This is a genomic window from Acidovorax sp. SUPP3334 (genome assembly GCF_030159055.1).
Taxonomy (GTDB): domain Bacteria; phylum Pseudomonadota; class Gammaproteobacteria; order Burkholderiales; family Burkholderiaceae_C; genus Paracidovorax.
In genome coordinates this window covers 1-20,830 of sequence record NZ_BQXQ01000051.1, presented here as the reverse complement: position 1 = coordinate 20,830, position 20,830 = coordinate 1, and the positions used below count along the sequence as shown (strand labels likewise).

General features: G+C 68.1%; 18 protein-coding genes. 12 read left to right on the top strand and 6 right to left on the bottom strand.

Annotated features, from left to right (window positions below; translation table 11 throughout):
* Nucleotides 1-55: 55 nt before the first annotated feature.
* Entirely contained in the window at nucleotides 56-1,804 is a 1,749-nt protein-coding gene (locus AVHM3334_RS21045; RefSeq protein ID WP_502869962.1) for a TolC family protein, read from the top strand.
* 85 nt (nucleotides 1,805-1,889) lie between these two features.
* On the opposite strand, the gene AVHM3334_RS21040 is transcribed toward AVHM3334_RS21045, so the two are convergent.
* Nucleotides 1,890-2,324 carry a GNAT family N-acetyltransferase gene (locus tag AVHM3334_RS21040; RefSeq protein WP_284415444.1) on the bottom strand — a complete coding sequence of 145 codons (435 nt, stop codon included), beginning with the start codon at nucleotides 2,322-2,324 and terminating at the stop codon, nucleotides 1,890-1,892.
* 232 nt (nucleotides 2,325-2,556) lie between these two features.
* Between AVHM3334_RS21040 and xopG the strand changes: the two genes are divergently transcribed.
* The gene (gene xopG, locus AVHM3334_RS21035) at nucleotides 2,557-3,234 is read left to right on the top strand and encodes a XopG/HopH/AvrPtoH family type III secretion system effector (protein ID WP_284415443.1); all 678 of its coding nucleotides are present in this window, start codon (nucleotides 2,557-2,559) and stop codon (nucleotides 3,232-3,234) included.
* 114 nt (nucleotides 3,235-3,348) lie between these two features.
* Here xopG and AVHM3334_RS21030 read toward each other — a convergent pair whose 3' ends face one another.
* Entirely contained in the window at nucleotides 3,349-3,930 is a 582-nt protein-coding gene (locus AVHM3334_RS21030) for a hypothetical protein (protein WP_284415442.1), read from the bottom strand.
* On the opposite strand from AVHM3334_RS21030, the gene nirB reads away from it, so the two are divergent.
* From nirB to cobA, 5 genes are all read left to right on the top strand, one after another.
* Entirely contained in the window at nucleotides 3,893-6,346 is a 2,454-nt protein-coding gene (gene nirB / locus AVHM3334_RS21025; RefSeq protein ID WP_284415441.1) for a nitrite reductase large subunit NirB, read from the top strand. The genes AVHM3334_RS21030 and nirB overlap by 38 nt on opposite strands.
* A gap of 65 nt (nucleotides 6,347-6,411) precedes the next feature.
* Nucleotides 6,412-6,804 carry a nitrite reductase small subunit NirD gene (gene nirD / locus AVHM3334_RS21020; RefSeq protein WP_284415440.1) on the top strand — a complete coding sequence of 131 codons (393 nt, stop codon included), beginning with the start codon at nucleotides 6,412-6,414 and terminating at the stop codon, nucleotides 6,802-6,804.
* 745 nt (nucleotides 6,805-7,549) lie between these two features.
* A complete protein-coding gene (locus tag AVHM3334_RS21015) occupies nucleotides 7,550-10,513 on the top strand; it encodes a nitrate reductase (protein WP_284415439.1) in 2,964 nt (987 codons plus the stop codon).
* 64 nt (nucleotides 10,514-10,577) lie between these two features.
* A complete protein-coding gene (ybiB, locus tag AVHM3334_RS21010) occupies nucleotides 10,578-11,501 on the top strand; it encodes a DNA-binding protein YbiB (RefSeq protein ID WP_284415438.1) in 924 nt (307 codons plus the stop codon).
* Complete coding sequence (gene cobA, locus AVHM3334_RS21005; RefSeq protein ID WP_284415437.1) at nucleotides 11,498-12,325, top strand: uroporphyrinogen-III C-methyltransferase; 828 nt, start codon at nucleotides 11,498-11,500, stop codon at nucleotides 12,323-12,325. The genes ybiB and cobA overlap by 4 nt, the downstream gene beginning before the upstream one ends.
* A 74-nt stretch (nucleotides 12,326-12,399) precedes the next feature.
* Here the strand turns inward: cobA and AVHM3334_RS21000 are convergent, their stop codons facing one another.
* Nucleotides 12,400-13,302 (bottom strand): hypothetical protein, encoded by a 903-nt coding sequence (locus tag AVHM3334_RS21000; protein ID WP_284415436.1) that lies wholly within the window; start codon nucleotides 13,300-13,302, stop codon nucleotides 12,400-12,402.
* Nucleotides 13,303-13,439: 137 nt separating this feature from the next.
* Nucleotides 13,440-13,940, bottom strand: coding sequence for an acyl-CoA thioesterase (locus AVHM3334_RS20995; RefSeq protein ID WP_284415451.1), 501 nt, complete (start codon nucleotides 13,938-13,940; stop codon nucleotides 13,440-13,442).
* Nucleotides 13,941-14,058: 118 nt separating this feature from the next.
* Between AVHM3334_RS20995 and AVHM3334_RS20990 the strand changes: the two genes are divergently transcribed.
* Together AVHM3334_RS20990 and AVHM3334_RS20985 are read left to right on the top strand one after the other, a co-directional pair.
* Complete coding sequence (locus AVHM3334_RS20990) at nucleotides 14,059-15,183, top strand: sterol desaturase family protein (RefSeq protein WP_284415435.1); 1,125 nt, start codon at nucleotides 14,059-14,061, stop codon at nucleotides 15,181-15,183.
* Between the two features lie 8 nt (nucleotides 15,184-15,191).
* Entirely contained in the window at nucleotides 15,192-16,445 is a 1,254-nt protein-coding gene (locus AVHM3334_RS20985; RefSeq protein WP_284415434.1) for a BaiN/RdsA family NAD(P)/FAD-dependent oxidoreductase, read from the top strand.
* A gap of 178 nt (nucleotides 16,446-16,623) precedes the next feature.
* On the opposite strand, the gene AVHM3334_RS20975 is transcribed toward AVHM3334_RS20985, so the two are convergent.
* Complete coding sequence (locus tag AVHM3334_RS20975; RefSeq protein WP_502869961.1) at nucleotides 16,624-17,067, bottom strand: hypothetical protein; 444 nt, start codon at nucleotides 17,065-17,067, stop codon at nucleotides 16,624-16,626.
* Nucleotides 17,068-17,316: 249 nt separating this feature from the next.
* Between AVHM3334_RS20975 and rpsU the strand changes: the two genes are divergently transcribed.
* Both rpsU and AVHM3334_RS20965 read left to right on the top strand, forming a co-directional pair.
* On the top strand, nucleotides 17,317-17,529 hold the full coding sequence (rpsU, locus tag AVHM3334_RS20970; protein WP_007833691.1) for a 30S ribosomal protein S21: 213 nt from the start codon (nucleotides 17,317-17,319) through the stop codon (nucleotides 17,527-17,529).
* A gap of 120 nt (nucleotides 17,530-17,649) precedes the next feature.
* A complete protein-coding gene (locus tag AVHM3334_RS20965; protein WP_284415433.1) occupies nucleotides 17,650-18,099 on the top strand; it encodes a GatB/YqeY domain-containing protein in 450 nt (149 codons plus the stop codon).
* 142 nt (nucleotides 18,100-18,241) lie between these two features.
* Here the strand turns inward: AVHM3334_RS20965 and AVHM3334_RS20960 are convergent, their stop codons facing one another.
* The gene (locus AVHM3334_RS20960; RefSeq protein ID WP_284415450.1) at nucleotides 18,242-19,261 is read right to left on the bottom strand and encodes a LysR substrate-binding domain-containing protein; all 1,020 of its coding nucleotides are present in this window, start codon (nucleotides 19,259-19,261) and stop codon (nucleotides 18,242-18,244) included.
* 105 nt (nucleotides 19,262-19,366) lie between these two features.
* Here AVHM3334_RS20960 and AVHM3334_RS20955 point away from each other — a divergent pair, with 105 nt between their 5' ends.
* A complete protein-coding gene (locus AVHM3334_RS20955; RefSeq protein WP_284415432.1) occupies nucleotides 19,367-20,470 on the top strand; it encodes a tartrate dehydrogenase in 1,104 nt (367 codons plus the stop codon).
* Nucleotides 20,471-20,830: the final 360 nt, after the last annotated feature.

The following is a 20,830-nucleotide window of genomic DNA, read 5'->3' as shown; positions in this document are numbered from 1 at the left end:
CCAATCCTTGAACGCCGCCCCGATGACGACCACGCGCCAGCCCACCCTTGCCGCCATGGCGGCCCGGCCGACGCCCCGCCCCCGGCACCGGCACCGGACCATCGCCTGGGCGGCAGCGGCCACCGTGGCGCTCGCCGCCCTGTCCGGCTGCACCAACCTGGCCCCGACGTACGAGGCGCCGACGCTGCCCGTGCCGGCCACGCTGGGCACCGGCAGCGTGCCCCCGGCCCTGGCAGGCGCCGGGGTTGCGGCCGGCGCGGGCGCAGGCGCCGCCACGGCGCAGACACCGGCCAACGCGGCCCCTGCCGATCCGCTGGAGCGCCCGCTGGACTGGGCCGCCTTCCTGCAAGAGCCCCGCCTGCAATCCATCGCCGAGATGGCCGTGGCCAACAACCGCGACCTGCGCGTGGCCGTGCTGGCCATCGAGCGGGCGCGGGCGCAGTACGGCGTTTCGCGCGCCGACCTGTTTCCCGGCGTGAACGCCACGGGCGCCGGCAGCCGCAGCCGCACGGCCGACGACCTGACCACGGCCGGCCGCTCCAACGTGGGTGGCCAATACAGCGCGCAATTGGGCTTTGCCAGCTACGAGATCGACTTTTTCGGCCGCGTGCGCAATTTGAACGATGCCGCGCTGCAGGAGTTTTTCCGCGCCGCCGAAAACCGCCGCAGCGTGCAGTTGAGCCTGGTGGCCGAGGCCGTGACCGCCTGGCTCACCCTGGATGCCGATGGCCGCCGCCTGCAACTGGCCCGCGACACGCTGCGCACGCGCCAGCAGTCGCTGGACCTCACGCAGCGCAGCCATGCGCTGGGCGCCACCTCGGGCCTGACCCTGGCCCAAACGCAAACCACCGTGGACACCGCGCGCGCCGACGTCGCCACCTACACCGCCCAGGTCGCGCGCGACCGCAACGCGCTGGCCCTGCTGGTCGGCGCCGCCGTGCCCGATGCCCTGCTGCCGCCCGTGGCCCTGGCCGCCGCTGCGAATGCCGCGCCCGCGCCCGCGCCCGCAACGGCAACGGCAACGGCAACGGCAACGGCAACGGCAACGGCAACGGCAACGGCAACGGCAACGGCAACGGCAACGGCAACGGCAACGGCAACGCCTCCAGCCGACAGCACCGCGCGCAGCAGCGCCCCCCGCAACACCAGCACCGCCATCGTGCCCGCCACGCCCGCCGCCGCGTTGCTCGCCGTGCCCGCCGACCTGCCCTCCAGCGTGCTGCTGCGCCGCCCCGACGTGCGCGCCGCCGAGCGCACGCTGCAAGGCAGCTACGCCAGCATCGGCGCGGCGCGCGCCGCGTTCTTCCCGTCCATCACGCTCACCGGCTCCATCGGCACGGCCAGCAATGCGCTGTCGGGCCTGTTCGACGGCGGCAACGGCACCTGGAGCTTCGCCCCGCAGATCCGCCTGCCGATCTTTGACGCCGGCCGCAACAACGCCAACCTGCGCGTGGCCGAAGTGGCGCGCGACACGGCACTGGCCCAGTACGAAAAATCCATCCAGACCGCGTTTCGCGAAGTGTCCGACGCGCTGGCCGACCGCGCCACGCTGGACGAACGCCTGGCCGCCCAGCGCTCGCTGCTGGACGCCACCCAGCGCGCGCTGGACCTGTCGGACGCGCGCTACCGGCTCGGGGCCGACAGCTTCCTCACGGTGCTGGATGCGCAGCGCTCGCTGTACGCCGCGCAGCAGACGCAGATCACCCTGCTGCTGGCCGAGCAGACGAACCGGGTCACGCTGTACAAGGTGCTGGGGGGCGGCTGGGCCGCAGGCGCCGCGGCGGACGACCCGCTGCTGCGCTGAAGGCCACCGGCCAGCGGGCGCACGGGGCGCGGGGTTTGCAGAAGGCGCAATGCGCCGGAACCTGGCCGGACAGCAGGGGGCTCGCTCAGCCCGCCGGCACCAGCTCGACCGCGGCGTGCTCTTGCAGCCAATCGGCCACGGGCACGCCGGCCTCGTCGGCCACGCCCTGGTTCCAGAACTGCGAGGCGCAGAGCACCTCCACGTCCAGCCCCTCGATCGTGCTGCGGGCAATGACCGCACCGATGTAGGCGGCCCGCGCCCGCTCGACGATGCCCCACACCAGCGTGGTCTCGGCCGCGCATTCCAGGCCGATCAGGAACGCCTCCTTGCGTGCGCCGTCGGCGGATTTCTCCACCATCCAGGGCAGTTGCGAAGCCAGCAGCTCGTCCTGCAGCAGCACGGCCAGAAGCTCGCGCGCCTTGTCGGGGCCGAGCAGGACGACCAGGCATCGCTCGGTCTCGAATTTCGGGGTCTGGGTGGGCAGCGGCTCGACGCGGGCTGCCATGGCTTGGTACGCCATCGTTTTAATCCTCAGTGCCCAACGGGCGTAGGCGCTGGCGGCGAAAGTCCTGCACCCGAAGCGACGCGCCGAGAACCGGATTTTGATTTTTAAAGTTCAATGCAGATGATAAATCGATATGAATAAATCATAGAATTTAAATTTCGCAAAATTAAATATCATTTCGCATATTTTTCAAATTCAAAAAGCCGCTTGATTTAAAAATCGAAATTCCCAAACTTTTTAAAAATCAATGCCAATCGAAACAAATTACCGGGGCGTGTACAGCCAAAGCATCAACGATTCCAATAGGGATTCGCAAAGATTCCATGCAGAGGTTAACCTGCATCTGGATACCCTCGGATCTGGTAGCACTGGAAACCAATTGCTCAATGATCTGGTCAGTCTGAGCAACCAGAGGAGACACAAGGTCACCATCCATGAAATGAAAGCCTCTCCGTCGGGGCCATCCGCTGAGCCAGTCCTGTCAGGACACCAGCGAGAACGGCATCCAACGTTAAACAGTTTCCGGGACATCAGAGAAACTGCGGGGAGGCGCTATGCGCTCAAGACTCAACAAGGACCCAATGAAGGATCCAGCGTCGTGGTCAGCTGGACAGCACATCAAACCAGCATGGGACTGGACCAGGATGGAGACCCCACAGGGCCAACGTCCAGCAATCGCGACAAGGTCAGTTTGCTGGCGCATGAACTGGTACATGCCAAACACATGATGGCCGGTACCTGGAAGGGCTCCTACGATGACTCCCGCGATCCAGAAACAGCTTCCGGAAAAGAAGAGTTGCGCGCGGTGGGCATCGGGAAATACAAGTATTCAGAAACAGGGCAGCCCTCCGAAAATTCGGTGAGGGCTGAACATGATTTACCGAAAAGATCCAGCTACCACTACTCCGGCTATAGGAGCGACTAACCGAATTCATTCAAAAAAGGAGATTATTCATCTCCTTTGTTATCATTTATTTCTCATCACTTTCGTACCGCTTGCCCCAGCCGTGCGGGTGACCATAAGTGGCTTGCAGTTCTGTCAGCCGGTTATTCGTATATTCAGAATTACCGGCATTCCAGCCGATGCCCTCTCCTGTCTCGCCCGAGTAATTTGGCCTCTCAAAGAGACCATTTTCCCTGCGTATCGCATTTTCGGAAGGATATTCGTTAGACCACGGCCCGACCCCTGCGGTGCGAAGTTCTTCGTATAACCGATCACGAAGAATTCAGTGCGAATCCGAACCTTTCGACCTTTGGGGCGACGCCCCATAGCCTGCGCACCATCTTGGCGCCATGCACCAAATTGAAATGCTACATAATTAATAGCAACACCCCCTACTACCATATGCGCCAGAGGCCGATTTAATTCAAACCCTCTACCGCTGCCCTCACCTGGCACGCGCATTGCAACACCCACCCCGTGACCAATGCCGGTCACATGGCTGGCCCCTTCCAATGGCGGATGCGGGGCGGCCAGGACGAAGGCGTCCCCACCGATGTGCAGGCTGACAACCAACGGCCCGCGCTCTGTGCGGACGCCTTTTTTGTTTTGTTTTTGGCACGAACACCCATTGGGGGTCACGATGAAAAAATCCAGGCTGGTGATGGTGGGCAATGGCATGGCCGGGGTGCGCACGCTCGAAGAGCTGCTCAAGATCGCCCCGGACCTGTACGACATCACGGTGTTCGGCGCCGAGCCGCACCCCAACTACAACCGCATCCTGCTGTCGCCCGTGCTGGCGGGCGAGCAGACCATCGACGAGATCATCCTGAACGACTGGGCCTGGTACGAGGAGCACGGCATTCACCTGCACACGGGCTTCACGGTGCATGAAGTGGACCGCGTGCGCCGCGTGGTGCATGCCACCAACGCGGCGGGCGAGGCCATCAGCGCGGAGTACGACCGGCTCATCCTCGCCACGGGCTCCAACCCGTTCATCCTGCCGATTCCGGGCAATCAACTTTCGGGCGTGCTGGCGTACCGCGACATCGCCGACACGCAGGCCATGATCGACGCGGCCGCCAGGTACCGGCACGCGGTCGTGATCGGCGGCGGGCTGCTCGGGCTGGAGGCCGCCAATGGCCTGATGAAGCGCGGCATGCAGGTGAGCGTGGTGCACGTGGGCGACTGGCTGATGGAGCGCCAGCTGGACGACGTGGCCGGCAAGATGCTGCAAAAGTCGCTGGCCGAGCGCGGCATGCGGTTTTTGATGAAGGCGCAGACGCAGGAGCTGGTGGGCGGGGCGGACGGCCGCGTCACCGCCGTGCGGTTCAAGGACGGCACCGAGGTGCCCGCCGACCTGGTGGTGATGGCGGTGGGCATTCGCCCCAACACGCAGCTGGCCGAAACGATGCGCCTGCACGTCAACCGCGGCATCGTGGTGAGCGACACGCTGCAGACCACGACCGATGCGCGCATCTACGCCGTGGGCGAGTGCGCCGCGCACCGTGGCATCGCCTACGGGCTGGTGGCGCCGCTGTTCGAGCAGGGCAAGGTGCTGGCCAACCACCTGGCGGAGTTCGGCATCGGGCGCTACCAGGGCTCGCTCACCTCGACCAAGCTCAAGGTGACGGGCATCGACCTGTTCAGCGCGGGCGACTTCCAGGGCGGCGAAGGCACCGAGGAGATCGTTCTGAGCGACCCTTACGCCGAGGGGGGCGGGGTGTACAAAAAGCTGGTCATCAAGGACGACAAGCTCGTGGGCGCGTGCCTGTATGGCGACACGGTGGACGGCAGCTGGTACTTCAAGCTGCTGCGCGACGGCCGCACGGTGGGCGACATCCGCGACAAGCTGATGTTCGGCGAGAGCAACATCGGCGACGCGGGCCACCAGGGCCACAGCAAGGCCGCCGCCATGGCCGATACCGACGAGGTGTGCGGCTGCAACGGCGTGACCAAGGGCGCGATCTGCAAGGCGATCAAGGACAAGGGCCTGTTCACGCTGGACGACGTGAAAAAGCACACCAAGGCCAGCGCCAGCTGCGGCTCGTGCACGGGCCTGGTGGAGCAGATCATCATGTTCACGGCCGGCGGCGACTACTCCGCCACGCCCAAGACGAAAGCCGTGTGCGGCTGCACCGACCACGGCCACCAGGCCGTGCGCGATGCGATCCGCGCCAACAAGCTGCTGTCCGTCGGCGACACGTTCGCCTTCATGGAATGGAAGACGCCCAACGGCTGCGCCACCTGCCGCCCGGCCGTGAACTACTACGTCACCAGCACCTGGCCCAAGGAAGCGAAGGACGACCCGCAAAGCCGCGCCATCAACGAGCGCAGCCACGCCAACATCCAGAAAGACGGCACCTACAGCGTGATCCCGCGCATGTGGGGCGGCGAGACCACGGCCAGCGAACTGCGCCGCATCGCCGACGTGGTGGACAAGTACAACATCCCCACCGTGAAGGTGACCGGCGGCCAGCGCATCGACCTGCTGGGCGTGAAGAAGGAAGACCTGCAGGCCGTGTGGAAGGACATCGGCATGCCCAGCGGCCACGCCTACGCCAAGGCCCTGCGCACGGTGAAGACCTGCGTGGGCAGCGAGTGGTGCCGCATGGGCACGCAGGACAGCACGCAGATGGGCAAGGACCTGGAGCGCGCGATGTGGCGCATGTACGCCCCGCACAAGGTCAAGTTCGCGGTCAGCGGCTGCCCGCGCAACTGCGCCGAAAGCGGCATCAAGGACGTGGGCATCATCGGCGTCGATAGCGGCTGGGAGATGTACATCGCCGGCAACGGCGGCATCAAGACCGAGGTGGCGCACTTCTTCACCAAGCTCAAGACCGCGGCCGAGGTGCTGGAGTACACCGGCGCCTTCTGCGAGCTGTACCGCCAGGAAGGCTGGTATCTTGAGCGCACGGTGCACTACGTGAACCGCGTGGGCCTCGACCACGTGAAAAAGCGCATCCTCGAAGACCACGAAGGCCGCCGCGCGCTGTGGGAACAGCTGCAGTTCGCGCTGGACGGCGAGCCCGACCCGTGGTTCGACTTTCAGGAAGCGCGCGTGGACACGCGGCAGTTCGCCGCCATCGCGCCATGAGCGCGGCCCCGCAATCGCCACTGCACACCCCCATGACCCCACCCGATTCCCAAGGAGCAACCGCCATGAGCGACTGGAAATACATCTGCCGCGTGGACGACATTCCCGTGCTGGGCTCGCGCCGCGTGGCGCGGCCGCAGGGACTGGACGTGGCGGTGTTCCGCAACGGGGCGGACGAGGTGTTCGCGCTGCTGGACCGGTGCCCGCACAAGGGAGGGCCGCTGTCGCAGGGGATCGTGTTCGGGACGAGCGTGGCGTGTCCGCTGCACAACTGGACGATCGGGTTGTGCGATGGGCAGGCTTCGGCGCCGGATGAGGGGTGTACGCCGAAGTTTGCGGTGAAGGTGGAGGGTGGGGAGGTGTTTTTGGATGCGGGGGAGTTGGCGGGGCATGGGGTGGAGTTGGTGCGGCCGGTGGCAGGGCCGTTGAAGCGGGGTTTGGTTGGGTCTGGGGTTTGAGGGGTGGTGATGGGCTTGGTTTGCGCTTGCTGCGGCTTTGTGTTCCGGGGCCGGGGTATGCGCCCGGCGGCGCACTCACTTTCTTTTGCTTCGCCAAAAGAAAGTAAGCAAAGAAAAGGCGACCCTGCTGGGTGCGTCCCTGCGCTGCGCTTCGGGCAACCTGCGGTGCTCGGGTGCGGGGTGCGCCGTGGAACTCGCTTCGCGCTGCGCGCTGCGCTCGGACAACCACGGCGAGTCAGTTCACGAAGCAGGTGTGTCCTGCGGCACACCTGCCCACCCCGCACCCTGCGCTCCTCGGCGCACCCAGAAGGGCACTCAGCAGGCGGGCCATTGCTTCGCTCGGCCCTCGGTGCGCGAGCGCGTTGCGCCGCGCACACCTGGCCGAGCGCAGCGATGGCCCGTGTGGGATGTCGGACTGCAGGGTTCCCTTCTGGCCGTGCCGAGGAGCGCAGCGGCTGGCGGAAAAAGGGCCGCGCGCTGTCTGAGCGCAACGCAGTGAAGCGAGTTTGCGCGGACCCCGCCAACCGCGAGCACCGCAGGTTGCCCCGGAGCGCAGCGCAGGGGACACGGACAGTAGGGTCGCCTTTCTTTTGGGTACGTTTCTTTGGCGAAGCAAAGAAAAGTACCTCGGCCGCCGGGCCGAGACCCGGCCCCGGAACGTAACCAATCAGCAATTAACCAAAATCAGCGCCAGCCCCAAAAAATCAGCAGGCAAAGCAATCAAAAGTTAACCAAAAATCACGCCATGACCCAAACCCAATCCACCTGCCCCTACTGCGGCGTAGGCTGCGGCGTGATCATCGAATCCACCGGCGCGCAGATCACGAACGTCAAAGGCGACCCCACCCACCCCGCCAACTTCGGCCGCCTGTGCACCAAGGGCTCCACCCTCCACCTCACCGCCACGAGCCCCGTCACCCTCCAGACCCGGCTCCTCACCCCCCAGCACCGCACTTACCGCAGCGACAAGCCCCACCCCATCGGCTGGGACACGGCGCTGAACATCGCCGCGCAGCAATTCGCCGACACCATCGCGCAGCACGGCCCCAACGCCGTGGGCTTCTACGTCTCCGGCCAGCTCCTCACCGAGGACTACTACGTCTTCAACAAGCTCGCCAAGGGCCTCATCGGCACCAACAACATCGACACCAATTCGCGCCTGTGCATGAGCAGCGCCGTGGCCGGCTACAAGGCCACGCTCGGCGCCGATGCGCCGCCCACCTGCTACGACGACGTGCAGCACGCGCAGTGCCTCTTCATCGTGGGCAGCAACACGGCCTGGGCGCACCCCGTCCTGTTTCGCCGCATCGAAGACGCCAAGGCCGCCAACCCGGGCATGAAGATCATCGTGGCCGACCCGCGCCGCACCGAAACCGCCGGGCTGGCCGATCTGTTTTTGCCCATCCAGCCGGGCAGCGACGTCATGCTGTTCCACGGCATGCTGCACCTCATGCTGTGGGAGGGCTGGGTGGATGCCGGCTACATCGCCGCGCACACGACCGGCTTCGACGCGCTCAAGAGCCTGGTGCGCGACTGCACGCCCGCCCGCGTGGCCCAGGTGTGCGGCATCACCGAGGCCCAACTCGCCACCGCCGCGCGCTGGTTCGCCGGCATCGGTGCAGGTGCAGGTGCAGGTGCAGGTGCCGCGCGCCAGCCCACGCTCAGCCTCTACTGCCAGGGCCTGAACCAGAGCACCAGCGGCACGGCCAAGAACGCCGCGCTCATCAACCTGCACCTGGCCACGGGGCAGATCGGCCGACCGGGCGCGGGGCCGTTCTCGCTCACCGGGCAGCCCAACGCCATGGGCGGGCGCGAGGTGGGGGGCCTGGCCAACCTGCTGTCGGCCCACCGCGATCTCGCCAACCCGCAGCACCGCGCCGAGGTGGCCGCGCTGTGGGGCGTGCCCGGCGTGCCGAGCGTGCCCGGCAAGACCGCCGTGGAGATGTTCCAGGCCGCGGCCGATGGCGAGATCCGCGCGCTGTGGATCGCCTGCACCAACCCGGCGCAGAGCCTGCCCGACCAGGCCACCGTGCGCCGCGCGCTGGAGCGCGCCGAGTTCGTGGTGGTGCAGGAGGCCTTCGCCACCACCGCCACCGCGCAGTACGCCGACCTGCTGCTGCCCGCCACCACCTGGGGCGAGAAGACCGGCACGGTGACCAACAGCGAGCGCCGCATCTCCCGCGTGCGCCCCGCCGTGCCCGCGCCCGGCGACACGCGCCACGACTGGGCCATCGCCGTGCAGTTCGCCCAGCGGCTGGAGGCGCGGCTGCGGCCGGGCGCGCCCACGCTTTTTCCGTATGCCACCGGCGACGGCGAGGCCGAGCGCGGCGCCGAGGCCGTGTGGAACGAGCACCGCGAAACGACGCGCGGGCGCGACCTGGACATCACCGGCCTGTCATGGGCGCTGCTCGACGCGCAAGGCCCGCAGCAATGGCCCTGCCCGGCCGGCGCCGCCGGCACCGAGGCAGACCGCGCCGATGCAGGCACCGATGCCGGCCCTTCGGCCCCGCCCCGCCCGCTGGGCAAGGCGCGCCTGTACGAAGACGGCGTGTTCCCCACCGCCGATGGCCGCGCGCGCTTCGCCGCCAACGCCTGGCAGCCCGTGGCCGAGCCACGCCAGGCGCGCTACCCGTTCAGCCTGACGACCGGCCGCCTGCGCGACCAGTGGCACGGCATGAGCCGCACCGGCACGCTGGGCCGCCTGTTCGGCCACGTCGCCGAGCCCAGCGTGCAGATGCACCCGCAGGACATGGCGCGCCGCCAGTTGGCCGATGGCGACCTGGTGCACGTCACCAGCGCGCGCGGCGCCATCGTGGTGCCGGTGCAGGGCAGCACCGACGTGGGCCTGTCGCAGGCCTTCATCGCCATGCACTGGGGCAGCGAATACCTGAGCGGGCAATCGTCCACCGGCACGCCGCTGGCGGGCGTGAACGCGCTCACCACGCCGGCGTTCTGCCCCACCTCCAAGCAGCCCGAACTCAAGCACACCGCGGTCAAGATTTTGAAAGCCGAGCTGCCCTGGCGGCTGCTCGCCATGGCCTGGCTGCCGGCCGACAGCGCACTGGCCACGCGCGAGGCGCTGGCCGCGCTGATGCCCGCCCTGCCCTTCGCCAGCTGCGTGCCCTTCAGCAACAACGCGCCCCTGGCCAGCCCCGGCCGCGAGCGCCACGGCGTGCTGCTGCGCGCCGCCGGGCACGAGGCCGCGCCCGATGCGCTGCTCGAACGCATCGAGGCCCTGCTGGGCCTGGCCAGCGCCGAAACCCTGCGCTACGCCGACCGGCGCCGCGGCCAGCGCCGCGCGCTGCGCATGGAGCGCCAGGGCGGCGACACCCTGCTGGCCGGCATGCTGCTGGCCGGCGACACGCGGGCCGAGGTCTGGCTCAAGACCCTGCTGCAGGAAGAGCTGCCCGCCCAAGGCTACGGCCGCCTGCTGCTGGTGCCCGGCGCTCAGGCGCCCTCCGGCGCGCAGGCCGTGCAGTCGCGCGGCAAGCCCGTGTGCACCTGCCTGAACGTGACCGATGCCGCCATCGCCGCCCACCTGGCGCAGTGCCACGGCACCGATGCCGACCGGCTCGCGCAGCTGCAAGGGGCGCTGCGCTGCGGCACCCAGTGCGGCTCGTGCGTGCCCGAGCTCAAGCGCATGGTGCGCGCCACCGGGCCACTGGCGCCGGCCGCCCCGCAGCCCCCGGCGGCGGCCCTCTCCATATAACCAAAAGTTGGCAGAAGTGCGGGAGAATCCGGTCCCCTTCGATCCGCCAGAAAAACCCCACGCCATGGGCATCAGCCAATACCTCAAGGACCTCGGCCGCGGCGCGCGCGGCGCCCGCGCCATCGGTCGCGAGCAGGCCAACGATCTGTTCGGCCAGGTGCTGGACGGCCAGGTCACCGACCTGGAGATCGGCGCCTTCTGCATCGCCATGCGCATCAAGGGCGAGACCGCCGAGGAGATGTGCGGCTTTCTCGACGCCACCCACGCCCGCCTGGCCCGCCTGCCCGCCAGCGACCGGCCCGTGGTCGTGCTGCCCAGCTACAACGGCGCGCGCAAGCTGCCCGTGCTCACCCCGCTGCTGGCGCTGCTGCTGGCGCGCGAGGGCCTGCCCGTGCTGCTGCACGGCATGCGCACCGAGGCGCGGCGGGTTCTGGCATCGGATGTGCTCGGCGCCCTAGGAATACCTGCCCTGAGTGCTCCTGAAAAGATAGCAAACGGCACCGTAGCCCACATTCGCACCGAAGCCCTGCACCCCGGTCTCGCCCGCCTGCTGGCCGCGCGCGAAGTGGTCGGCCTGCGCAACCCGGGCCACAGCGTCGTCAAACTCATGAACCCCTGCGCCGGCCCGGCGCTGGTCGTCACCGCCTACACCCACCCCGAGTACCAGGACATGCTGCACGCCACGTTCGGCGCGCTGGGCATGAACGCCCTGCTCTCGCGCGGGCTGGAGGGCGAAGTGGCCGCCGACCCGCGCCGAACGCCCCGTTACGACGCCTTCATCGCCGGCACGCACCATGTGTGGGACGAGCAGCAGCCGGGCACCGCCAGCGAAGTGCCCGGCCTGCCCCTGGAGATCGACGTGGACGCCACCGCCCACTACACGCGGCAGGTGCTCGACGGCGCGCTGCCGGTGCCCGCGCCGCTGTCCCGCCAGGTGGAACACATCTTGCGTCTGGCTGGACAGATCCCTTTGGAGACCAACCCATGACCTACCCATCCACCCCCGCGTTCGCAGGCATGCCGCCGGGCCGCTGCACGCTGGTCGGCGCCGGCCCGGGCGACCCGGAGCTGCTCACCATCAAGGCGCTGAAAGCCATCCAGGCCGCGACCGTGCTGATGGTGGACGACCTGGTGAGCGACGAGATCGTGGCCATGGCCCCGCCCGGCGCGCGCGTCGTCCATGTGGGCAAGCGCGGCGGCTGCAAGAGCACGCCCCAGGCCTTCATCGAAAAGCTCATGGTCATGGCCGTGAACGAGGGCGAGAACGTCGTGCGCCTGAAGGGCGGCGACCCGTTCATCTTCGGGCGCGGCGGCGAAGAGGTCGAGCACCTGCGCGCGGCCGGCATCGACGTGCAGGTGGTCAACGGCATCACCGCGGGCCTGGCCGGCATGACGCTGCTGGGCACGCCCCTCACCCACCGAGAGCACGCGCACGGCGTGGTGTTCGTCACCGGCCACGCCAAGCCCGGCGACAGCGGCACCGACTGGCGCCAGCTGGCCGCCACGGCACGCACCGCGCGCCTCACCCTGGTCATCTACATGGGCGTGAGCAGCGCCGCGCACATCCAGCAGGAGCTGCTCACCGGCCTGCCCGCCAGCACCCCCGTGGTCGTCATTCAGCACGTGAGCCTGCCGCAGCAGCGGCACGCCGTCACCACGCTGGGCGAGTTGCACGCCACCATCGAGCGCGAGCAGCTCGCCAGCCCCTCGGTGATCGTGGTGGGGGATGTGGTGAGCGGCGTGGCGGCGGCCAGGGGTGGCCGCGGCGCGGACACTACGGCGCCTGCGCTGCGCAACACGGCAGGCGGCTGACGCGCGCTGCGGTCACCGAAGCGCACTGGTGCGCAGTGATGCAGTGATGGGCGTGGTGGTGATGCAAGCCCCCATCACGCGCCCCCGATGGGCCGCACCTCCACCTCCATCCCGCCGTCCTTGAAGTGCTGCGCCACACGGGCCATCTGATCGGCCCCGCGGTCCGGGTGCCTGGAGTAGCGCCCCGACTGGTTGGTGATGAAGAATTTCTGGCGGGCGGCGTCCCACAGCAGCTCGCCCGAGATGCGGGCCTGCTTGCCCCACCAGTCACCCGTCGTTTCGTCCCTGGTTCCCGCGACGAGCGACGGGTGCCCCAGCCGGTGCGCCTTGCCCCCGGGCCCGGGGGCGGGCGTCTCGACCTGCGTGTGCGGCCCCAGGTACAGCGTGGCGCCCATGCCGATCGACCACAGGACCGGCGTTCCATCCCGGATGGCTTGCAGATCCAGCACCTCCTGCAGCCGCACGCCGCGCGGGTTGCGCAGCGGCACGGAGACGCGCTGCGGGTGCAAGGCATCTTCCCAGGCATGGATCTGCGGGTGGCCGTTCTTGATGCGGGCCGATTGCAGGGTGCCCCAGCTGCGATCCAGCCGCTCGGCGGTGGCCCCGCCCACCAATTGCGCGAGGGGCATGGGGCCGTCCGCGTGCGGCGTGCGGCCGTCCGGCGACGCCGAGCGCGCCCGGCGCGGCGCCGCCGCGTTGGGCCGCTGCGGCCCCACCGGCGGCAAGTCCGCGGCATCGGTCCTGCGCCGCGTCGCACCCGAGGCGCGGGTCTCGCCGCCTGGAGCGCGGGCCCTTGCGTCCACCGGCATGCCGGAGGGTGGCTCCACGCTGCGCGCACGGCGGGGTGGCTGCGGGGCCGCCGTGGCTGCCGTGGCTGCCGTGGCAGCCGTGGTTTCAGCGGGTTCCGCGGGTTTTGCGGGGTATGCCGGGCGCGCAGCGCCGCTGGCGCCGGGCCCGATCCGATCGGTCGTTTTCATGGCTCGCTCCCTTTTTTCCAAACCGCCCCTGGCGGGCGGTGGGGGGCATGGTGGGCAGCCGGCCCGGTGGCGTGCGGCCGCGATGCGAAGCGCTGTGCCAGCCAGCGCAAAGGCCGACGCGCCGGTGGCCTGCCCCGTCAGGCGGCGACTTGCCCCGCCGCCGCCAGCCGCACCTGCTCGAAGCGCTCGGCCTGCTCCTTGCGCAGGGCCTTGCGCAGCAGCGCGGCCTCCCAGCGGCGGCGTTCGTCCGCCGTGGAGGGCGACAGCGGCGGCACGGCGACGGGCTTGCGGTCTTCGTCCACGGCCACCATGGTGAAAAAGCAGCTGTTGACGTGGCGCACCACCTGGGTGCGGATGTTCTCGGCCACCACCTTGATGCCCACTTCCATCGACGAGTTGCCGGTGTAGTTCACGCAGGCCAGGAAGGTGACCAGCTCGCCCACGTGAATGGGCTGCAGGAAGGTGACCTGGTCCACGCTGAGCGTGACGGCGTAGCAGCCGGAGTAGCGCGTGGCGCAGGCGTAGGCCACCTGGTCCAGCAGCCGCAGCACCGCGCCGCCATGCACGTTGCCCGAGAAGTTGGCCATGTCGGGGGACATCAGCACGGTCATGCTGAGCTGGTTGGCCGGAAGGTTGATGGTCATGGCGCGCGATTCTAGGAGCGCGCGGCGCCGTGGAACGCGCCTTGCGTGGGCGGTTACAGGCCGATGATGCGGCTTCGCTACACTCGCGCCCGGCGTTCCCGCCCGGAAAAAAATGCTCGACAAACTCAATGAACTCACCGCCAGCCATGGCGAACTTCGCACCGGCCGCGGCCTGGTCTCGGGCGTCATCGCCCTGTCGCTGGCCATCCTGTGCATGCTGGGGGTGCTGGCCTTCCACTTGCCGCAGTACCTCACCACGCCGGAGCTGCGCAAGAGCTACAACGTGGACGTGATCCGCATGATCATGCTGGCCGCGCTGGTGGCGGCGGGCGGCACCTCCCTGGTCAACATGCTGCTCAACCGCTCGCGCTGGCTGTCGGCGGCGGCCTTCCTGCTGGTGGTGTCCACCGCGCTGCTGGGCGGGCACAAGGTGCCGGTGCACGACTTCGCGGACAACACGCCGTACATCGGGCTGGACTGGTTCATCCTCGACCTGCTGGGCAGCGCGCTGATCTTCATCTTCATCGAAAAGCTGTTCGCGCTGCGGCGCAACCAGCCGGTGTTCCGCGCCGAGTGGCAGACCGATCTCCACCACTTCATCGTGAACCACATGGTGGTGGGCTTCGTGCTGCTGGCCACCAACCTCATGGTGCACAAGTTCTTCGGCTGGGCCGCGAGCGACGGCATCCGCGGCTGGGTGCAGGGGCTGAACTTCTGGGTGGCGCTGTTCCTCATCGTGCTGGTGGCCGACCTGGTGCAGTACGGGACGCACCGCGCCTACCACGAGGTGCCCACCCTGTGGCGCCTGCACGCGGTGCACCACAGCGTGAAGAGCATGGACTGGATGGCCGGCTCGCGCCAGCACATCCTGGAGCTGCTGATCACCCGCACGCTGGTGCTGGCGCCGATCTACGTGCTGGGCTTTTCCAAGGAGGTGATCGACGCGTACATCGTGATCGTGGGCTTCCAGGCGGTGTTCAACCATGCCAACGTGAGCGTGCGCCTGGGGCCGCTGCGCTACCTGATCGTCACGCCCAACTTCCACCACTGGCACCACAGCCAGGACCAGGAGGCGCTGGACAAGAACTACGCCGCGCACTTCGCCTTCATCGACTACGCCTTCGGCACGGCGGTGAAAAGCACCAGGCTCTGGCCCGAGCACTACGGCGTGCTGGGCGACTACGTGCCCAACGGGTTCATGAAGCAGCTCAAGTTTCCGTTCACGTGGAAGGGCTAGTGGCCACCATGGATGCAGCGAACGGCGCGCAGCGGTTCGACGCGGTCGTCATCGGTGCGGGCGCAGCCGGCCTGTTCTGCGCCGCGCAGGCGGGCCAGCGCGGCCTCTCGGTGCTGCTGATCGACCACGCCGAGAAGGTGGCCGAGAAGATCCGCATCTCGGGCGGCGGGCGCTGCAACTTCACCAACCGCGACCTGGACCCGGCCGCGCCGCACAAGCACTTCGTGGGGCAGAACCCGCAGTTCTGCCGCTCGGCGCTGTCGCGCTACACGCCGGCCGACTTCATCGCGCTGATGGACAGGCACGGCATCGCCCACCACGAAAAGCACAAGGGCCAGCTCTTCGCCGACCGCTCGGCGGAGGACATCATCCAGATGCTGCTGGCCGAATGCGCGGCGGGCGGCGTGCAGCGCTGGCAGCCGTGCCGGGTGAAAAATGTGGTCTTTTCGGCCTCCAGCACAGATTCCACTAGGGCATCCTGCTATCAAATTGATACCGATCGCGGTCCCGTACTGGCGCGCAGCGTGGTGGTGGCCACGGGCGGCCTGTCGATCCCCAAGATCGGCGCGACCGACTTCGGCTACCGGCTGGCGCAGCAGTTCGGCATTGCGCTCGTCGAGCGCCGGCCGGGCCTGGTGCCGCTGACCTTCGACGGCGATGCCTGGGCGCCCTATGCGCAACTGGCCGGCCTGGCGCTGCCGGTGGAGATCGCCACGGGCGCCAAGAAGGCACGCATGGCTTTCCATGAAGACCTGCTGTTCACGCACCGGGGCCTGTCGGGCCCGGCGGTGCTGCAGATTTCGAGCTACTGGCAGGAAGGGCAGCCGCTGTCCGTCCACCTCGCGCCGGGCACCGACCTGCCCGCGCTGCTCGCGCAGGGCAAGGCCCGCTCGCGCAAGCTCGTCGCCAACGAACTGGCCGCGCTGGTGCCCAGCCGGCTGGCCGACACCTGGGTGCAGCAGGACGCGGACTGGCAGCGGCCCATCAACGAGGCCTCCGACAAGGCGCTGGCGCGGCTGGCCGAGCGGCTGTCGCGCTGGGAACTGGTGCCCACCGGCACCGAGGGCTACAAGAAGGCCGAAGTGACGCTGGGCGGCGTGGACACGCGCGCGCTGTCGCAGCAGACCATGGAGGCCAAGGCCCAGCCGGGGCTGTACTTCATCGGCGAAGTGGTCGATGTGACCGGCTGGCTGGGGGGCTACAACTTCCAGTGGGCCTGGGCCAGCGCGCACGCCTGTGCGCAGGCGCTGCCTGGCGCCTAAAAAATCCAGGAACGGAGGCCGGGCAGGCCGGGCAGGCCGGGCAAGAGGGCACCGGATCGCCACCCGGCCCGGCCTGGTCAACCGCCCGGCGAGCCTTGCGCCACCACCGCACTCCATCGCGCGGTGCCCAGCCAGTCGCGCAGCGCGGCGGCGCCGGGCGGGCTGATGGCGAGGGCCCTCAAGCCTTCGCGGCGCAGCAGCCAGCCCTGGTCCAGGCAGTGCGCGCACACCAGCGCGCCCAGGCGACCGGCCAGGTGCGGGCGGCGCTCGCTCCAGTCCAGGCACGGCGGGCGCGGCTGGAGCAGCCGGCGGACGGGCCTGCCAGGTCCAGCCTCAGGCGCTGCACGCACAGCGAGCGGTTGGGCAGTTCGGTGAGCACGTCGTGGTGGGCCAGGAACTGGATGCGCTCTTCGTTGCGCTTGCGGTCGGCGATGTCGATGTCGATGTGGTGGGCCACCGCCCCGCCCTTGCCGCCCTCGCGAACGGCCGACACCATGAGCCAGGCCGGATAGGTCTCGCCCGAGCGGCGCCGAAACCGCACCTGGCCCTGCCAAGACTCCTTGTCCTGCAGCGTGCGGGCGATGCGCAGGCCCAGCGGCGGCTCGCCCGCCTCTTCCAGCAAAAAAACCCAGGTCTTCGCCGATCACCTCGTAGAAGTCGTAGCGTGCTGCGGCAGAACGCCTTGTCTGGCTACAACGTGCCCGCCACGCGGCCATCGACAGGCCGGATTACGGGGCTATAATCTTCGGCTTTGCTGGCAATACCCCGTCGGCCAATACTAGTTACAGACGGGGAACTCTCGCTACACATGGCATTCAGGCCCGATCTCCTGGAGTCCCTCTGTGGGCACATTTTGGAAAACCATTAGCTAATGACCACCATCCGCGTAAAAGAAAACGAACCCTTTGACGTCGCCCTGCGCCGCTTCAAGCGCACCATCGAAAAGCTCGGCCTGCTGACCGACCTGCGCGCCCGTGAGTTCTACGAGAAGCCCACCGCAGAGCGCAAGCGCAAGAAGGCTGCCGCCGTCAAGCGCCACTACAAGCGCGTTCGCAGCATGCAGCTGCCCAAGAAGCTGTACTGATCCAGGGATACCCGCCGGCCTCACCGCCGCAAAACCCGCGCTAGGGACGCCAAGCGCGGGTTTTTTCGTTTGGGGCAAAGCCCGCCCCGCCCGTCCACCCCTTGTTGACCGGAGAAGAACATGAGCCTCAAAGAAAAGATCACCGAAGACATGAAGACCGCCATGCGCGCCAAGGACAGCGAGCGCCTGGGCACGATCCGCCTGCTGCAGGCCGCGATCAAGCAAAAGGAAGTCGACGAACGCATCTCCCTGGACGACGACGCCGCCGTGGTCGCCATCGTGGACAAGCTCATCAAGCAGCGCAAAGACTCCATCACCGCCTTCGAAGGCGCGGGCCGCCAGGACCTCGCCGACAAGGAAAAGTCTGAAATGGCCGTGCTGCAGGGCTACCTGCCCGAGCGCATGTCGTCCGAAGAAACCCTGGCCGCCGTCAAAGCCATCGTGGCCGAACTGGGCGCCGCAGGCCCCGGCGACATGGGCAAGGTCATGGGCGTGGTCAAGACCCGCCTGGCCGGCAAGGCCGACATGGGCCAAGTGTCCGCCGCCGTGAAAGCCGCGCTGGCCGGCTGAAAGCACCCAGAGGGCGCGTGCAATGCGCGCCCTTTTTTCGATGGCTCGCGGCCTGCGGTTTCGCCGGTTGCGGGCCTGCAGCGCGATGCCTTTAGCGCTTCGACAGCCGGGTGCCAGCGCACCGCACCCCGCCACTCTTTCATCACCCCTGCGCCACGTCGCCTCGACCCACAGCGGCGACCGCCGCACCATCGCCAACGGCACCAAAGGCACCAACGGCACCACCGCCCCCGCCAGGGCCGGCTTCGCCCCCCTCGCCGCCACGGCCGCTCGCCCATTCGCCGCGCAGGTGTTCCTGCAAGAACTCCACGCACACCCGTACTTTCGCCGACCGCTCCAGCCGCGTCGGGTACACCGCCCACACGTTGGCCTCCTGCTGCCAATCCGGCAGCACCCGCACCAGTTGGCCTGTGCCCAGGCTGGCGCCCACATCCCACAGCGACCGCAGCACGATGCCGCGCCCATCGATGGCCCACTGCACCGCCATCTCGCCGTTGTTGGCCGACAGCGGGCCGCGTACCTTCACCGACTGCTCCGCCCCACCGCTGCGCAGGCGCCACACGCCGAATGGATGGTCGCGCTCCTTGATCACCAGGCAGTCGTGGCTGGAAAGATCGGCCAGCGTGCGCGGCATGCCATGGCGCGCCAGATAGGTGGGCGCCGCGCACAGCACCCGGTGGTTATCGGCCAGCCGCCGCGCGATGAGGTGCGGCGCGATCTCGTCGCCCACGCGCACGTCCAGGTCGAACCCCTCGCCCGCCACGTCCACCAGCCGGTCGAACACCTCCAGTCGCACCTGCAGGCCGGGGTGCCGCTCCACCAGCCGAGACAGCGCCGGCGCCACGATGCGCCGCCCGAACCCGAAACTGCAGCTCACCCGCAGCAGGCCGCGCGGCTCGCGGCGCGTGACCGCCACCTCCTGCAGCAACTGGTCCACATCGTCCAGGATGCGCTGCGCCCAGTGAAAGACGCGCTCGCCCTCCTCCGTCACCACCACGCGGCGCGTGGTGCGGTGCAGCAGCTTCACCGCCAGGTCTTCCTCCAGCAGGCGAATGCGCTTGCTCACATACGCGGGCGACGTACCCAGCTCGGTCGCGGCCTCGCCGAAGCTGGATTTGCGCACCACCACCGTGAACACGCGCAAGTCGTCGCTGGAAGGGATTTTGTTATGCACGAAGTGTGAAGAATGAGACCACAGGCGGCGGATTGTATTTTGCGGAGGGCTGCCGAACAATGCCCTCACCCGGCACCCGCCGCACCCTTTTCAATGAAAGACACCATGCGCAAAACCACCTACCAAATCGCCGTCATTCCCGGCGACGGCATCGGCAAGGAAGTCATGCCCGAAGGCCTTCGCGCCATCCACACCGCCGCCGAGCGCTTCGGCTTCGAGCTGCAATGCCGCACCATCGACTGGGCCAGCTGCGACTACTACGCCGCCCACGGAAAAATGATGCCCGACGACTGGAAGGCGCAGCTCTCGGGCGTGGACGCCATCTTCTTCGGCGCCGTCGGCTGGCCCGCCACCGTGCCCGACCACGTGTCCCTGTGGGGCTCGCTGCTCAAGTTCCGCCGCGAGTTCGACCAGTACATCAACCTGCGCCCCGTGCGCCTGTTCGAAGGCGTGCCCTGTCCGCTGGCCGGCAGAAAGCCCGGCGACATCGACTACTTCGTCGTGCGCGAGAACACCGAAGGCGAATACACGTCGCTGGGCGGCATCATGTACGAGGGCACCGACCGCGAGATCGTCATCCAGGAATCGGTGTACTCCCGCCACGGCGCCAACCGCCTGCTCAAGTTCGCCTTCGACCTGGCCCAAAGCCGCGCCAAGAAGCACGTGACGCTCGCCACCAAGAGCAACGGCATCGCCATCAGCATGCCCTGGTGGGACGCCCGCGCCGACGACATCGCCCAGGGCTACCCCGAGGTCACACTGGACAAGCAGCACATCGACATCCTCACCGCGCGCTTCGTGCTGCAGCCCGGGCGCTTCGACGTCGTGGCCGCCACCAACCTGTTCGGCGACATCCTCTCTGACCTGGGCCCCGCTACCACCGGCACCATCGGCCTGGCGCCTTCGGCCAACCTGAACCCCGAGCGCACCTTCCCCAGCCTGTTCGAGCCCGTGCACGGCTCGGCGCCGGACATCTATGGCCAAAACATCGCCAACCCCATCGCCATGATCTGGTCGGGCGCGCTGATGCTGGACTTTCTCACTCAAGGCCAGGGCGCGGGAAGGCAGGCGCACGATGCCATCGTGGCGGCGATCGAGGAGGTCATCAAGACCGGGCCGAAGACGCCGGACTTGGGTGGCACGGCCAATACCACGCAGGTGGGCGAGGCGATTGCGGCACAAATCGCCAGAGCTTGATCAACGCCGGGCCGGCTCTCTGACCACCCTGGCGGTTGCTTGCGCGCCGATTTTTGAATCCGAGCCAACGCCGCACTATTGCACCCTTGGTACACCGCCACACCAGCTGGCACCGTTCGAATCGCCCGCTACCTTGTTTACTTGAGGTGGTGCCGTCAGGGGTTAAGGTCGCAAGATGAAACCCGTTACCCCGTCCCGCGTGGTGCGCAGAGCAACCGTCCTGTTCGCCTGGTTAGTCGGCCCTGCAAAATTCGCCACCCGCTTCAAGCCAATCTGAGTAAGCCAGGCTTTCCTTCTCGCGGCCTCGCGGCAAGCGCCATGGGCGGCTCGGCCAGCAGCGCGAGCAGACGCAAATAAAGG

Bases quoted from the DNA above. Each gene is read 5' to 3' on its own strand.
- AVHM3334_RS21040 (WP_284415444.1), bottom strand. From the start codon at position 2,324: ATGGCGTACCAAGCCATGGCAGCCCGCGTCGAGCCGCTGCCCACCCAG.
- xopG (WP_284415443.1), top strand. From the start codon at position 2,557: ATGCCAATCGAAACAAATTACCGGGGCGTGTACAGCCAAAGCATCAAC.
- AVHM3334_RS20990 (WP_284415435.1), top strand. From the start codon at position 14,059: ATGCTCGACAAACTCAATGAACTCACCGCCAGCCATGGCGAACTTCGC.
- AVHM3334_RS21030 (WP_284415442.1), bottom strand. From the start codon at position 3,930: ATGCCATTGCCCACCATCACCAGCCTGGATTTTTTCATCGTGACCCCC.
- AVHM3334_RS20955 (WP_284415432.1), top strand. From the start codon at position 19,367: ATGAAAGACACCATGCGCAAAACCACCTACCAAATCGCCGTCATTCCC.
- AVHM3334_RS21045 (WP_502869962.1), top strand. From the start codon at position 56: ATGGCGGCCCGGCCGACGCCCCGCCCCCGGCACCGGCACCGGACCATC.
- AVHM3334_RS21015 (WP_284415439.1), top strand. From the start codon at position 7,550: ATGACCCAAACCCAATCCACCTGCCCCTACTGCGGCGTAGGCTGCGGC.
- AVHM3334_RS20965 (WP_284415433.1), top strand. From the start codon at position 17,650: ATGAGCCTCAAAGAAAAGATCACCGAAGACATGAAGACCGCCATGCGC.
- ybiB (WP_284415438.1), top strand. From the start codon at position 10,578: ATGGGCATCAGCCAATACCTCAAGGACCTCGGCCGCGGCGCGCGCGGC.
- cobA (WP_284415437.1), top strand. From the start codon at position 11,498: ATGACCTACCCATCCACCCCCGCGTTCGCAGGCATGCCGCCGGGCCGC.
- AVHM3334_RS21000 (WP_284415436.1), bottom strand. From the start codon at position 13,302: ATGAAAACGACCGATCGGATCGGGCCCGGCGCCAGCGGCGCTGCGCGC.
- nirD (WP_284415440.1), top strand. From the start codon at position 6,412: ATGAGCGACTGGAAATACATCTGCCGCGTGGACGACATTCCCGTGCTG.
- AVHM3334_RS20985 (WP_284415434.1), top strand. From the start codon at position 15,192: ATGGATGCAGCGAACGGCGCGCAGCGGTTCGACGCGGTCGTCATCGGT.
- rpsU (WP_007833691.1), top strand. From the start codon at position 17,317: ATGACCACCATCCGCGTAAAAGAAAACGAACCCTTTGACGTCGCCCTG.
- nirB (WP_284415441.1), top strand. From the start codon at position 3,893: ATGAAAAAATCCAGGCTGGTGATGGTGGGCAATGGCATGGCCGGGGTG.